At 37.4% G+C, this 15,244-nt stretch carries 8 protein-coding genes; 2 read left to right on the top strand and 6 right to left on the bottom strand.

The genetic code is table 11. The features are described from left to right. Positions 1 to 21 precede the first annotated feature (21 nt). The 4 genes from ICJ85_RS13925 to ICJ85_RS13910 all read right to left on the bottom strand — a co-directional run bounded on the left by ICJ85_RS13925 (position 22) and on the right by ICJ85_RS13910 (position 6,078). A complete protein-coding gene (locus ICJ85_RS13925; RefSeq protein ID WP_188224406.1) occupies positions 22 to 1,212 on the bottom strand; it encodes an acetyl-CoA C-acyltransferase in 1,191 nt (396 codons plus the stop codon). Positions 1,213 to 1,218: 6 nt separating this feature from the next. Continuing rightward, complete coding sequence (locus ICJ85_RS13920) at positions 1,219 to 3,627, bottom strand: 3-hydroxyacyl-CoA dehydrogenase/enoyl-CoA hydratase family protein (RefSeq protein ID WP_188224405.1); 2,409 nt, start codon at positions 3,625 to 3,627, stop codon at positions 1,219 to 1,221. Positions 3,628 to 3,641: 14 nt separating this feature from the next. Further along, positions 3,642 to 4,100, bottom strand: a complete 459-nt coding sequence (locus tag ICJ85_RS13915) for a MarR family winged helix-turn-helix transcriptional regulator (RefSeq protein ID WP_188224404.1) — start codon at positions 4,098 to 4,100, stop codon at positions 3,642 to 3,644. A 208-nt stretch (positions 4,101 to 4,308) separates the two neighbouring features. After that, positions 4,309 to 6,078, bottom strand: a complete 1,770-nt coding sequence (locus tag ICJ85_RS13910; RefSeq protein ID WP_188224403.1) for an AMP-dependent synthetase/ligase — start codon at positions 6,076 to 6,078, stop codon at positions 4,309 to 4,311. 229 nt (positions 6,079 to 6,307) lie between these two features. Between ICJ85_RS13910 and ppdK the strand changes: the two genes are divergently transcribed. Further along, positions 6,308 to 9,043 carry a pyruvate, phosphate dikinase gene (gene ppdK / locus ICJ85_RS13905; RefSeq protein WP_188224402.1) on the top strand — a complete coding sequence of 912 codons (2,736 nt, stop codon included), beginning with the start codon at positions 6,308 to 6,310 and terminating at the stop codon, positions 9,041 to 9,043. Positions 9,044 to 9,135: 92 nt separating this feature from the next. Here ppdK and ICJ85_RS13900 read toward each other — a convergent pair whose 3' ends face one another. Together ICJ85_RS13900 and ICJ85_RS13895 are read right to left on the bottom strand one after the other, a co-directional pair. Then, positions 9,136 to 10,719: a sulfatase family protein gene (locus tag ICJ85_RS13900; protein WP_241739552.1), complete on the bottom strand. Its 1,584-nt coding sequence runs from the start codon at positions 10,717 to 10,719 to the stop codon at positions 9,136 to 9,138. Between the two features lie 2 nt (positions 10,720 to 10,721). Next, entirely contained in the window at positions 10,722 to 12,569 is a 1,848-nt protein-coding gene (locus ICJ85_RS13895) for a sulfatase-like hydrolase/transferase (RefSeq protein WP_188224401.1), read from the bottom strand. A 417-nt stretch (positions 12,570 to 12,986) separates the two neighbouring features. On the opposite strand from ICJ85_RS13895, the gene pflB reads away from it, so the two are divergent. Next, the gene (gene pflB, locus ICJ85_RS13890; RefSeq protein WP_188224400.1) at positions 12,987 to 15,212 is read left to right on the top strand and encodes a formate C-acetyltransferase; all 2,226 of its coding nucleotides are present in this window, start codon (positions 12,987 to 12,989) and stop codon (positions 15,210 to 15,212) included. The last annotated feature ends 32 nt before the right edge of the window (positions 15,213 to 15,244 follow it).

The raw sequence follows: 15,244 nt of genomic DNA, 5'->3' as shown, positions 1-15,244 counted from the left end.
ATAAATCGTATTAAGTTCTTTTTAGTTTAAAAATTCGAAAATTCCACAGGCACCTTGACCTGTGCCGACACACATGGTTACTGCGCCGTATTTACCAGTCATATTACGTTTCCGCATTTCATCAAATAGTTGAACCGAAAGTTTGGTTCCGGTGCAGCCTAATGGATGACCAAGCGCAATGGCGCCTCCGTTTACATTGACAATATCTGGGTTGAGATTTAATTCTCTAATGACTGCAATAGATTGTGATGCAAAAGCTTCGTTTAATTCAATAAGTTCTAAATCGTCTTGTTTTAAACCAGCCTGCTTTAACACTTTTGGAATCGCTTTTACAGGACCAATACCCATAATGCGCGGTTCTACACCTGCAGCTGCATAATTTACCAAACGCGCAATAGGTTCAAGATTTAACTCTTTAACCATAGCTTCACTCATGATCATAACAAAGGCCGCACCATCACTCATTTGAGAAGAGTTACCTGCTGTAACGCTTCCGCCGGCAGCAAATACAGGACGTAATTTTGCTAAAGCTTCTAAATTGGTTCCTGCACGAGGTCCTTCGTCTTTTGTAACTGTATAGCTTTTTGTTGCTTTTTTACCGTTGTCGTCGATATATGTTTGTTGCACTTCGATTGGTACAATTTGATCCTGAAAACGGTTTTCAGCTTGAGCTTTTAGAGCTTTCATATGTGAATTGTAGGCGAATTCATCCTGATCTTCACGAGACACTTTAAATTGATTAGCAACAGCTTCGGCTGTATTTCCCATGCCCCAGTAATAATCTGGGTGACCAGCTTTAACGGTATCGTAATTTAGTTCTGGTTTAAAGCCTGTCATAGGCACGGCACTCATACTTTCTGCACCACCGGCAATAATGCAGTCGGCCATTCCGGCTTGAATTTTAGCTGTTGCAATGCCGATGGTCTCAATACCAGATGCGCAAAATCGGTTAACGGTAACACCAGGAACATCCACACTATTCAAACCGATTAAAGAAATGAATCGGGCCATATTAAGTCCTTGAGACCCTTCAGGCATGGCATTACCTACAATAACATCATCAATACGGGATTTGTCAAGTTGTGGTAATTCCTTCATCATATACTGAATGGTTTCAGCAGCCAATTCATCGGTTCGTTTAAAGCGGAATGCACCTTTAGGGGCTTTTCCAACCGCCGTTCTATATGCTTTTACTATATATGCTTGTTTCATTTTAGTTTAGTTTCTTAATGGTTTACCTGTTTTTAGCATGTGTTGAATACGTTCTAAAGTTTTACGTTCGGTACATAAACTTAAGAAGGCTTCCCGTTCTAAATCCAATAAGTACTGTTCGCTGACCAGAGTTGGTTCACTTAAATCGCCACCAGCCATTACATAGGCTAATTTGTTAGCTATTTTATGGTCATGTTCACTAATGTATCTCGAAGCTTCCATAGCATCGGTACCGACTAAAAACATACCCAAGGCTTGTTTACCAAGAACCTTAACATCCTTGCGTTTTATAGGTTGTGTGTAGCCGGCATCCGCTAGTAGTCTGGCGTGAGCTTTTGCTGTTGCTATTTGTCGGTCTTTGTTTACCACAACAATATCTTTTCCTGGTTGAAGCACGCCTAAATCGAAGGCTTCGTAAGCCGATGTTGATACTTTAGCCATACCAATGGTTAAGAAATATTCCTGTAATGTGTTTAATTCCACATCACCTTTTCTGAAAGAATCTGAAGCTCTCAGAGCCATTTCTTTAGAACCGCCACCACCCGGAATCACACCAACGCCAAATTCAACTAAACCGATATAGGTTTCGGCCGCAGCCACAACTTTATCCACATGCATTGATAGTTCACAACCACCACCAAGTGTCATGCCGTGAGGCGCTGAAATGGTTGGGATAGCTGAGTAGCGCATACGCATCATGGTATCTTGAAAATACTTAATAGCCGCATTTAATTCGTCATATTCCTGTTCGACAGCCATCATGAAAATCATGCCAATATTAGCGCCAACTGAGAAATTTGCACCTTGGTTTCCGATAACGAGTCCATCGAAATCTTTTTCAGCAATATCAATGGCTTTGTTTAAACCGGCGAGGACATCGCCTCCAATTGTGTTCATTTTAGATTGGAATTCACAATTAAGAATGCCATCGCCTAAATCTTCAATGACAACACCAGTGTTTTTGAAGACTTCATTCGACTTTCTAATGTTATCTAATATGATAAAGGCATCTTGTCCCGGAACTTTTTCCTGAGATTTGCTTGAAATATTATAGAAATACGTCGCTCCTTCTTTAACGGAATAAAATGATGTATTTCCTGATGTGAGCATCTCATTAACCCAAGACGCAGGTTCTAAACCTTCGGATTTCATGATATAGATACCTTTTTCTACACCAATAGCATCCCAGATTTGAAACGGGCCATGCTCCCAGCCGAAGCCGGCTTTCATGGCATCATCTATCTTATAGAGCTCGTCTGATATTTCAGGAATACGATTAGAAACATAGGCAAACATAGCCGCAAAGTTTTTACGGTAAAAAGCGCCCGCTTTATCTTTTCCGTTAACTAAAACCGAAAAGCGATCGATAACCTTATCTATAGTTTTGGTAAGTTCCAGTGTAGCGAACTTAGCCGATTTCTTTTTACGGTATTCTAAAGTGTCGAGGTCAAGCGATAGTATTTCACTTGAGCCATCTTCATTTTTTATTTTTTTATAAAACCCTTGTCCTGTTTTGCTACCCAGCCATTTGTTTTCCATCATGGTATTGATGAAATCCGGAAGTTTGAAAAGCTCATGAGCTTCATCATTTGGGCAGTTTTCATAAATGCCATTAGCAACGTGTACTAAGGTGTCTAAACCTACCACATCAACCGTACGGAAGGTTGCTGATTTAGGCCTTCCAATTACCGGCCCCGTTAATTTGTCGATTTCTTCTATGGTTAAACCTAATTCTTTCACCTGATGGAATAAACTCTGAATGCCGAAAATTCCAATTCGATTTCCAATAAATGCAGGTGTGTCTTTAGCAACTACAGAGGTTTTTCCCAGAAACTGTTCGCCATAGCCATTTAGGAATTCTAAAACCTCGTTAGATGTTTTAGGCCCTGGGATGATTTCAAAAAGTTTTAAATATCGAGCCGGATTGAAAAAATGCGTTCCGCAAAAGTGTTTTTGAAAATCGTCACTTCGGCCTTCGCTCATAAAATGAATAGGAATACCTGAGGTGTTTGAAGTAATTAAAGTGCCAGGAGTACGGTGTTTATCTAAGGTTTCGAAAACTTGTTTTTTAATATCAAGCCGTTCAACAACCACTTCCATAATCCAGTCGACATGGGCAACTTTACTAATATCGTCTTCAAGGTTTCCTGTGGTTATTCGCGAAGCAAATTTTTTATGATAAATAGGAGAGGGGTTCGATTTTAGAGCCTTTCCTAAAGCATCATTTACAATTCGGTTTCTAACAATTTTATCGTTTAATGTCAGACCTTTGGCCTTTTCAGTATCATTAAGTTCTCGTGGAACGATATCGAGCAGTAAAACATCGACACCAATGTTTGCAAAATGGCAGGCAATGCCACTTCCCATAATTCCAGATCCAATAATGGCTACTTTTTTAATTCTTCGTTTAGTCATGGTTTTATATACTTCTAATCGTTTTGATTGTATATTTTTTTATTTGAAATCATTTCGTTGATCAAATCGGTGACTTCGTAAAAGTGTTTCAATTTATCTTCAGAAATGTGGTTTTTAATGGTGTTATTAAATATTAAAACCTGGTTTTTGGCGTACTCTCTTTTTTCGCGACCAAATTCGGTGAGGTGAATAATAACGCCTCGACCATCTTCTGGATTCGGACGTCGTTCTATGAGTCCTTTGGTTTCCATGGTTTTTAAAATTCGCGAGAGACTGGTGGCTTCCATGCCCATTTTTGGCCCTAAGGCGGTTGAAGCCGTTCCTTTTTCAGGATCTATACTTAATAATGTAAAACCAGTTGCCATGGTACTTCCAAATTTGGCAGCTTCTTCATTATACATTTTTTGTACAGTGAGCCAGGTTGTTCTTAATACATAATCAATGGTTGGTTCTTTAGGTGTTTTTTCTTTCATCTGTTATTACTTATGGATTTACATAGGGGCAGATGTTTTTAGACGTAGCAACTAAATATGATTTATTGAAATGTGTTAGGGTGTAATTCATTTTAATTTATAAATTTGATGGTTCTTTCAAATATATAAAAATTTATTATGCATGCATAATAAATAAATGAATTTTAACAAAGTTACCCTAACCTATTCGTATTAATTCTAAAAAGGATTAAGGACGATAGATTTTTTCAATCAGGTCTTTATAAATTTCTTTTATCACCTTACGTTTTAGTTTCATTGTAGGGGTTAGGTGTCCACCGTCGATAGACCAGGCATCTGGTGTGATTTCAAATTTTTTAATTTGTTCCCAATTACCAAAATCGACATTGGCAACATCAATTTCGGCCTGAATGCGTTCTAAGAGTTGAGGATTGGAAATCATTTCTTCATTATTTTTAAAGATGATATGATGACGTTTTCCCCATTCTTTAACGAAATCGAAATTTAACTGAATTAAAGCAGCCGGCATTTTTTCGCCTTCACCAATAACCATGATTTGCTCGATAAAACGCGATTGTTTAAACTTGTTTTCTAAAAGCGCAGGAGCTACATATTTACCGCCTGAGGTTTTAAACATTTCTTTTTTACGATCGGTAATTTTTAAGAAACCTTCTTCGTCTATTTCACCTATATCTCCCGTGTGGAAATATCCATCGGTCATCACTTCGGCTGTGCGCTCAGGATCTTTGTAATAGCCCATCATCACGTTAGGGCCTTTTACAAGAATTTCACCGTCTTCAGCAATTTTTACGTCAACATTGTCTATCACTTTTCCAACGGTCCCTACTTTAAACCCATGATTTATCATATCGTTAACAGAAATAACCGGCGATGTTTCGGTTAGACCGTAACCTTCTAAAATGGTTAGTCCTGCAGCAGCAAAAATGCGAGTTAATCGAGGTTGTAAGGCGGCACTTCCTGAAACCATAATTTCTATGTTGCCTCCCAGAGCTTCTTGCCATTTACTAAAAATGAGTTTTCTCGCCAATTTTAGCTGGAATTCGTACCACCAGCCATTTTGCCCATAAGGTTCGTAACGTAGCCCTAAATTTACAGCCCAAAAGAAAATATTCTTTTTTAAACCTGTTAATTCAGCTCCTTTGGCAATGATTTTATCATATACTTTTTCATATAAGCGAGGAACGGCAGTCATAACATGAGGTCTAACTTCTTTTAAGTTGTCACTCATTTTTTCGATAGATTCGGCAAAATAGATTTCAGCACCACAATACATATATAGGTATAAAATCATACGTTCAAATACATGACATACAGGAAGGAAACTTAGACCTTTAGATTCTCCATGCTTAAAAGGCACATGGCGGTCGCTATCTAGTACATTTGATACCAAATTGTTGTGAGATAACATTACGCCCTTAGGTGTTCCTGTTGTTCCTGAAGTATAAATAATAGTGGCTAAATCTTCAGATTTAATACCGCTTTTTAGAAGTTCAACATCGTTTTGATTGCCTAAATCTTTACCCAGTTTTAAAATTTCAGACCAATGATTAGCACCTTCAATGTCATCAAAAGTATAAACGCCCAATAGATTTGTATTCTTTTTGATACTGTTTAGTTTGTTTAAAACTTCAATATCAGAAACAAAGCAATAAGTAGACTCCGAATGATTTAAAATATATTCATAATCTTCAGAAGCAATAGTAGGGTAGATAGGTACATTTTGTGCACCGATTTGCAATACGCCAATATCCAGAACATTCCATTCGGTTCTGTTAGACGAGGAAATAACGGCAATTTTATCGTTTGGTTTTACACCCAATCGTAATAACCCTCGACTAATAGCATTCGCCTGGTCAATAAATTCCTGAGTCGATATAGATACCCACTCACCATTATATTTTGTCGTTAGTGCTTTGTCTAAATTATAAGTTTTTAACTGATAATATGGAAAGTCAAAAATTCTGGTAACGTTTGCCATTATTTAGTCTTAGTTTCTGGTACTGCAAAATAAAGAATTAAAAATGATTTTCAAATTTGAATCATTTTTGTTTTCAATGGCAAAATTCATGCCTGTTACAAAGGTATGTCAATAAATGTATTGATAATAAAATTTAATAGATTATAATATGATTTATATCATTTAAATGGCCATCTGTATGAAGTACTTTTATGACACACTAAAGTGTCTAACTAAATGAGATAGTACTATGGAATTACTTGAAGCAGAAAAAACCAGAGTTTACCGGTTTGGTAATAAGGTTGCGGACGGAAACAGTAAAATGAAGAATCTTTTAGGAGGTAAAGGCGCAAATTTGGCGGAAATGAGTGCCATTGGTATACCTGTACCACCAGGATTTACAATAACAACCGAGGTTTGTACCGAGTATAATTTACTGGGAGAAGTCGCGGTTATTGATATGATAAGAGACGAAGTTGAAGCCTCAATAACAAATATTGAAATTTTAATGGGTAGCCGGTTTGGCGACAAGGAAAATCCATTGTTGGTATCTGTGCGTTCGGGAGCGCGGGTTTCTATGCCAGGTATGATGGATACGGTTCTAAATTTAGGATTGAATGATGAAGTAGTTTTGGGCTTAGCCGAAAAAACAAATAACGAACAGTTTGCCTGGGATTCCTACCGTCGTTTTATTCAAATGTATGGCGGTGTGGTTTTAGGAATGAAACCTGCTTCAAAAGACGATATCGATCCTTTTGAAGAAATCATGGAAAACCTAAAAGGCAAACGCGGCATTCAGTTAGATACCGAATTTACCGTTCAGGATTTAAAAGATTTGGTATACGATTTCAAAGATGCTGTTAAAAAACAAACCGGACATAGTTTTCCAACCAATCCTTGGGAACAACTTTGGGGCGCCATTATAGCGGTTTTTAATAGCTGGAATGGCGATCGTGCAGTGTATTACAGAAATATGAATGGGTATCCAGCCGATTGGGGTACCGCTGTAAATGTGCAAGCCATGGTGTATGGTAATATGGGAAATGGTTCTGCAACAGGTGTTTGTTTTACCCGTGATGCCGGAACTGGTGAAAATGTATTCAATGGCGAATATTTAATTAATGCACAAGGTGAAGATGTGGTTGCCGGAGTAAGAACGCCACAGCAAATTACTGTTTTAGGTTCTAAACGCTGGGCTGAACTGGCACAGATTTCGGAAGAAGATAGAAAGGAAAATTATCCATCTCTGGAAGAAGTGATGCCAGGTTTATTTAAAGAACTCGATGGCTATCAACAAAAACTTGAAAAGCATTACCGCGATATGCAGGATATGGAGTTCACTATTCAGGAAGGTAAATTATGGATTTTACAAACCAGAAATGGTAAGCGTACCGGAGCGGGAATGGTTAAAATTGCCATGGATTTATTAAATGAAGGTTTAATAGATGAAAAAGAAGCGCTACTTAGAATTGAACCTAACAAGTTAGATGAATTACTTCACCCGGTATTCGATACAAAAGCTTTAAAACGTGCTCATGTAATTGCTCAGGGGTTACCAGCATCACCTGGAGCAGCAACTGGTAAAATTGTATTTTTCGCTGATGAAGCTGCCAAGTTTAAAAGCAGTATTCTGGTACGTATTGAAACCTCTCCCGAGGATTTAGAAGGTATGCATATTGCCAAAGGTATTTTAACCGCTCGAGGCGGAATGACCTCTCACGCAGCCGTTGTGGCTCGTGGTATGGGTAAATGCTGTATTTCGGGTGCAGGGGCTTTAAAAATAAATTATAAAGCACGAACCTTAACGGTTGATGGACATGAATATCATGAAGGCGATTGGATTTCTTTAAACGGATCTACCGGAAATATTATTGAAGGCAAAGTAGAAACGGTAGAACCCGAATTAAGCGGAGAATTTGCAGAAATCATGAAGCTGTCTAATAAGTATGCTAAAATGAAAGTACGTACCAATGCCGACACACCAAAAGATGCCAAAATAGCCAGAGCCTTTGGTGCTGAAGGTATCGGACTTACCAGAACAGAGCACATGTTTTTTGAAGTCGATAGAATTAAAGCCATGCGCGAAATGATTCTTGCCGATACCGTTAAAGGGCGTAAACAAGCATTACAGGATTTACTACCAATGCAACGTACTGACTTTGAAGGCATCTTTGAAGCGATGGAAGGCCTTCCGGTTACCATTAGATTATTAGATCCACCATTACACGAATTTGTGCCTCATCAGTTAGCGACGCAGAAAGAACTGGCAGAGGAAATGCATATTCCGCTTCAAGCAGTTAAAAATAAAGTAGCCGAGCTGGAAGAGTTCAACCCTATGTTGGGTCATCGTGGCTGCCGCTTAGGAAATACCTATCCTGAAATTACAGAAATGCAAACCCGTGCCATTATAGAAGCGGCGCTTAATTTAAAAGAACGCGGTATTACCTGTAAACCAGAAATTATGGTGCCGTTGGTAGGTACAGTTGATGAATTTATCACTCAGGAATGTATTATTAGAGATACAGCGAAGATTATTTTTGAAGAACGAAATGATAAGGTTGAGTATTCTGTTGGAACCATGATCGAAGTGCCAAGAGCTGCATTGCTAGCTGATAAAATTGCAGAACACGCCGATTTCTTCTCTTTCGGGACAAACGATTTAACCCAGATGACTTTTGGTTACTCCAGAGATGATGCCGGTAAGTTCCTGCCAATTTACATTCAAAAAGGTATTTTAAAAGTCGATCCTTTTGAAGTGCTTGATCAGGAAGGTGTTGGGCAATTAGTAAAACTAGGAACCGAACGAGGTAGAAGTATAAAACCTAATTTAAAAGTTGGTATTTGTGGCGAGCATGGGGGAGAACCAAGCTCAGTAGAATTCTGTTATAATACAGGAATGAATTACGTAAGTTGTTCGCCATTTAGAGTACCAATTGCCAGATTAGTATCGGCGCAAGCCACCATAAAAGCAGAAAGAAGAGTTTAGTATATTTTTTATACTAGAGTTGATTATGTTTTAAATTAGAAAAGGTCAGGAATGCGTTCCTGACCTTTTTGCTTTTTATAATTTGAATTGAATTAATTCCAGTGTGTTTTGAAAATCTTCTGCATGGTTGGGTATTGTTCATCAGTGTCCTCAACGGCTTCACGCTGTTTTATCAATTCAACTTTCATGTCTTTGATAATGTCTTGATATTCTGTGTTGTTGTAAGCATTATGATTTTCTTTTGGATCTTTTTCTAAATCGTAAAACTCCCATGCCGGTTCGGTAGTTTCTTTTGAAGAGCCTGTCATATCTAGTGACTGACCGTAAAATAAGGCCAGTTTGTAACGTTTATTTCTAATTCCAAAATGCCCTGGTCTTTCCGGGTGATTGGTCCAGTATCTGTAGTACGCTGAGGTTCTCCAGTCTTCAGGTGTACGCCCTTTGAGATTCTCTCTGAAGCTTCTTCCTTGGAATGATTCCGGTTGCTGAACTCCAGCATAATCAGCAAATAAGGCAGCGAAGTCAATGTTTAAAATAATGTCATCTAAACGACCGCCGGCTTCAATTTCTTTTGGATAACGAATAACAAAAGGCATACGAAGCGATTCTTCGTAAATTAAACGTTTATCGAAAAAGCCGTGCTCACCTAAAAAGTACCCTTGGTCTGCGGTGTAAATAACAATGGTGTTTTCGGCTAAATCAGATGCCTCTAAATAGTCCAGAATCTTTCCAATATTATCATCAATAGCAGCACCAGAACGCATAAAGTCTTTTATGAACTTTTGATAAGTTGCTTTTCTGGCAGTTATGCTATCCATGCCTTTGGTGTAAAATGGTAGGCCGGGGTAATGGCACCACCAGTTTTTTGGATCGTTTGAAGCCTGCTCATAGCGCCAGCTTAAATTTTCCAGTTTTTGACCAATAATAGAACGCCCCGTAGTTTCTGGTGAAAAATCTAATAAAGATTCAGGCTCCGGAATTTCAATGTTTTCATACAGGTGATTATAGCGCTCCGGAAAATCGAAAGGTTCATGAGTAGCCTTAAAATGCGTCATGAGCATAAAAGGCTTGTCTTTATCTCTTTGATTCAGCCAGTCTAAAGATAGTTGGGTAATGACATCGGTTGAAAAGCCTTTGTGAACATCCCATGCTTCGGCAGGCTTATTAAAATTTTCAGCAGTCCTTAAAATAGGATCCCAGTAGCGTCCTTGATCGTGCAAAATATTGTAATAATCAAATCCTGAAGGCTCGTCTTTTAAATGCCATTTCCCGATAATAGCGGTTTGATAACCACTTTTTTGTAACACTTTAGCAACGTTTAAACTATCGGAATGCAAGGCGTCACTTAATGTATATACACCATTTTTATTACTGTATTGCCCGCTAAGAATAGTTGCTCTACTGGGTACACAAATGGAATTGGTACAAAAGGCGTTGTTTAAAACCATACCTTGGTCACCAAGCCGTTCAATATTTGTATTCTGAACATAATCTTTTAAAACCCCGCCATAAATACCCCAAGCTTGAGAGGTATGGTCGTCGGACATGATAAATAAAATGTTTGGCCTTTCGGTTTTTTCTTCCTTTTTTGAAGAATTACAATTGACTAATAGACAAGCAAAACTTAAAGTAAATAATAATTTAAAAGCATTCATATTTTGTTTAGGTGGCTTCATTATTATTCTACAATAATTTCGTCTATAAAGAACCATGCAGGAAATCCAGCACCGGGGTGGCCCTTAGGACAGTTGCCAATACCTTCAACTTTAACTTTGATGAATCGACTTTTTTTGTCCACATTTATTGTTAAACGCTCAGTTGAATTTTCTGTTTTGGCTTTATTTTCTACTCTTTTTATGTCTTTTGAAGAATTGAATGTTTTGCCATCGTCTGAAAAGCTAATTTCCATAGCGTTAACAGGAAATATCCAGTTACCGGAATTGATAAGCGAATTAACACTAATACTTTTTATCGCTTTTTCAGTATTTAAATTAATAATGAACTCTAAGTTCTTACCTTCCTGACCAACCCATTGTCCTGAGGCATAATCGGTATAGCCTAATTTGCCATCAATTAATAAATCAGCATTGTTGTATGAAGGGTTAAGCGCTGATGTTGCTTTAATAGTTGAGCCAGCGGCTAAATTAGATACTTTTTCTATTTTCTTAGGAATATCTTCTTCGTGGCCGTGTTTCCATTTTAAAAATTCCTGAGTTAGTTCCTTTACTTTTTCCGGGTATTTTGATGCAAGGTTGGTCATTTCAGAAACATCCTGACTTAAATCAGACAAAAACAGGGCGTCTTCCTCTAAGTTTAATTCGCCTTTGTGAGAAGTATCTTTCGGGAAGCCAATAAGTTTCCAGTTGTCTTTTCTAACTACCCATTGCTTACCGTATTTCCAGAAAGCGGAGGTTCTTTTTGAAGCCGTATTTGGATGTTTAATCATTCCAGACATATCGATACCATCAATTTCGGTTTCAATTTTATCAAGCTTACAAAGTTTAGCCAGTGTAGGCATCCAGTCAATGTTCATTAAAAATTCATCGTTTACAATGTTTTCAGGTAAATGATTTTTCCAGCTGATAATTGTTGGGAGCCTGATACCGCCTTCAAATAAACTACTTTTTGCTCCTCGGTAAGGTCCAGCATTGCCACCGCCACCAAATGCTCGGGTTTCGGTTGAATAGCCATTATCAGATTGATAAATAATAATGGTATTTTCACGTATACCTAAATCATCTAATTTATCTATTAAAAATCCGATGCGTTCATCAATGGTTGAAATAAAGGCCGCGTAGTCGCCACGCGGCTTTTCCATGTTTTTATAGTAATCGCGCCATTTTTGAGTAGGTTGGTAGGGATAATGCGGCATATTTATGGCGTAGTACATAAAAAACGGTTCATCTTTATGTTCTTCAACATAATTTATAGCCTTATCGGAAGCCAAATCTGGAAAGTATTGCCCGTCATAAAACACTTCTTTTCCATTTTCATATAAATCGTGCGTATTAGGACCTTCCCAGTAAAAAAAGTGAGAATAATTATCGATACAACCTCTCAGGTGTCCGAAGGAATAATCAAACCCTTGTCCATTCGGACTCGAAGCTTCATTCATTCCTAAATGCCATTTTCCGATGTGTCCTGTTTTATAACCATTATCTTTAAATAACTCAGCTAAAGTATACTGCTCTGCAGGAAGCCCTGAACTTCCCGGCTCAGCCGAGGTATTGCCGGTTAACTCTGCGTTTTGAGGGTAGCGTCCAGTAAGTAAAGCAGCTCTTGATGGCGCGCAAACAGGTGCGGCAACGTAAGCTTGAGTAAATCGAGTTCCTTCCTGTGCCAGCTGGTCGATATTTGGTGAATAAATATCGTTTGCGCCATAGCTACCTAAATCGATAGCGCCTTGGTCGTCGGTATAAATGACAATAACGTTAGGTTTTTTAGAAGATTGGGCAAAAAGGTGCATTCCGGTTAAAACCAAAATGACTGAGAAATAGTTTTTTAAAGAATTTGAAATAAAATGCATTTTAATTCAATTAAGTTTTTAGGTTTTCGGTTAAAAATATAATAGCGACTAAAATTAAAATTAAAACTCAGATTTCATATTTTTTTAGACCAATGTTTATTATGGAGTCCTAAACAACTTTATTAAAAAAATTATTATATCTGTTAATTTTTATGAAAAACTAATGATTTTTTGCGAAAGTATGAATAATATGAGGTGTAAATTATAGGATGTTGTTCTTTCTGAAGCAAAATGAATAAAAGTGTAAATTATTCATTTTTTATTGAAGTTAATTCAAACGTTTTCGTTAATAATTTTGATTCCAAAGTGCTGATGCTTATAGGTTTTATGATAATTGTCATCTTTTTAGAAGTGTCTTGTTTCTACTTTTGAAGTAGCTTAAATAAATGATTATTATAATATTTAACCAGGCATAAAATGGAAACAAAAAGTTTAAAAGGTGGAATTTGGACAAAACAAGTCAATGTTAGAGATTTTGTATTACAAAACATCACACCTTATCATGGAACAGATCAATTTTTAGTAGGACCTAGCGAAAGAACACTCAAATTATGGGATGTTTGTAAGCAAGCTATTCAGGAAGAACGTCAGCACAATGGGGTTCGTTCTGTAGATACCGACACTATTTCAACAATTAGTGCCTTTAATGCAGGATATATCGATAGAGAAAATGAAGTTATTGTTGGGTTACAAACCGATGAGTTGCTAAAACGTACTATGAAACCTTTTGGAGGGTTTAAAGTGGTTCAAAAGGCACTTTCAGAACATGATTTACAACCAAGCGAGGTATTAACCGAATTATTTTCTAAGTATGTTAAAACACATAACGATGGTGTTTTCGATGCTTATAACGCCGAAATTAAAAAATACCGTTCATTAGGATTTTTAACAGGGTTACCTGATAACTACGCCAGAGGTAGAATTATTGGAGATTACAGAAGAGTCGCTTTATATGGTATTAACTATTTAATTGAGACCAAAAAAGCAGATTTAGCTAATATTAATGGTCCAATGACCGATGCTGTTATTCGTTTACGTGAAGAAGTAGCAGAGCAAATCAGAGCGCTTAAAGACATGATTGTTTTAGGAGCTAAATACGATTTAGATTTAAGTCGTCCTGCTGAAACAGCTAAAGAGGCTGTACAATGGACTTATATGGCTTACTTGGCTGCTGTTAAAGAACAAGATGGAGCAGCGATGTCTTTAGGTAACGTGTCTACATTCTTAGATATATATATTCAAAATGATTTAGAAGAAGGACTTATTACTGAACAGGAAGCACAAGAGTATATCGATCAGTTCGTAATGAAATTACGTGTAGTTCGTCACTTAAGAATGGGAGCTTACGACGAGATTTTTGCAGGAGATCCAACTTGGGTAACCGAAGCAATTGGTGGTATGTTTGAAGACGGAAGAACTAAAGTGACTAAAACGTCATTCCGTTTCTTAAATACATTGTACAACCTTGGGCCTTCACCAGAACCAAATATGACGATTCTTTGGTCTGATGATTTACCACAAAACTTTAAAGATTTCTGTTCTAAAGTAGCGATTGATACGTCATCGATTCAGTTTGAAAATGATGCCTTAATGCGTAAAAGCAGAGGAAGTGATGACTACGGAATCGCTTGTTGTGTATCTCACCAAACTATTGGTAAATCAATCCAGTTCTTTGGAGCAAGAACCAATTTAGCCAAAACTTTATTATTAGCTATTAACGAAGGACGTTGTGAAATTACCGGAACTCAAATGGTTGATGGTATTGCTCCGTTAGAAGGAGAGTATTTAGATTTCGAAACAGTTATGGCTAACTTTAAAGTAGCGATGAAACAAGTGGCACGAGTGTATAACGATTCTATGAATATTATTCACTACATGCACGATAAATACTATTACGAAAAAGCACAAATGGCCTTAATTGATACCAATCCAAGTATTAACATTGCTTACGGTATTGCAGGTTTATCCATTGTTGCCGATTCATTATCAGCTATTAAATATGCTAAAGTAAAACCTATTAGAAACGAAGAAGGATTAACTGTCGATTTTAAAATTGAAGGTGAATTCCCTTGCTACGGTAACGACGATGACCGTGTAGATGCTTTAGCAGCTAATGCCGTAGCCGATTTTAATAACGAATTAAAACAGTTAGCTGTATATAAAGATGCAGAGCCAACCTTATCGGTATTAACCATTACATCTAACGTGGTTTACGGTAAGAAAACAGGAGCAACACCAGATGGTAGAGCTAAAGGAGTGCCTTTTGCACCAGGAGCAAACCCAATGCATGGTAGAGATTCTAAAGGCGCTATTGCATCGTTAAATTCTGTAGCTAAAATTAATTATGAAGATTCTCAGGATGGTATTTCAAATACCTTCTCTATTGTTCCAAAATCATTAGGACACAATGAAGAAACAAGAATAGAGAATCTAACAACAATTTTAGATGGTTATTTTTCTAAAGGTGCACACCACGTTAATATTAATGTGCTAAATAAGGAAACCCTTATCGATGCGATGGAGCATCCAGAAGAGTATCCACAGTTAACCATTCGTGTTTCAGGATATGCTGTAAACTTTGTAAGATTAACAAAAGAACAGCAACTGGAAGTTATTACACGTTCTTTCCATGAATCCATGTAAACTTTTTTAATATCAATTTAAGTCAGAAATAC

Origin of the sequence: Aestuariibaculum marinum, assembly GCF_014596975.1 — a bacterium.
GTDB lineage: Bacteria > Bacteroidota > Bacteroidia > Flavobacteriales > Flavobacteriaceae > Aestuariibaculum > Aestuariibaculum marinum.
This window is presented reverse-complemented; position numbering and strand designations above follow the sequence as displayed.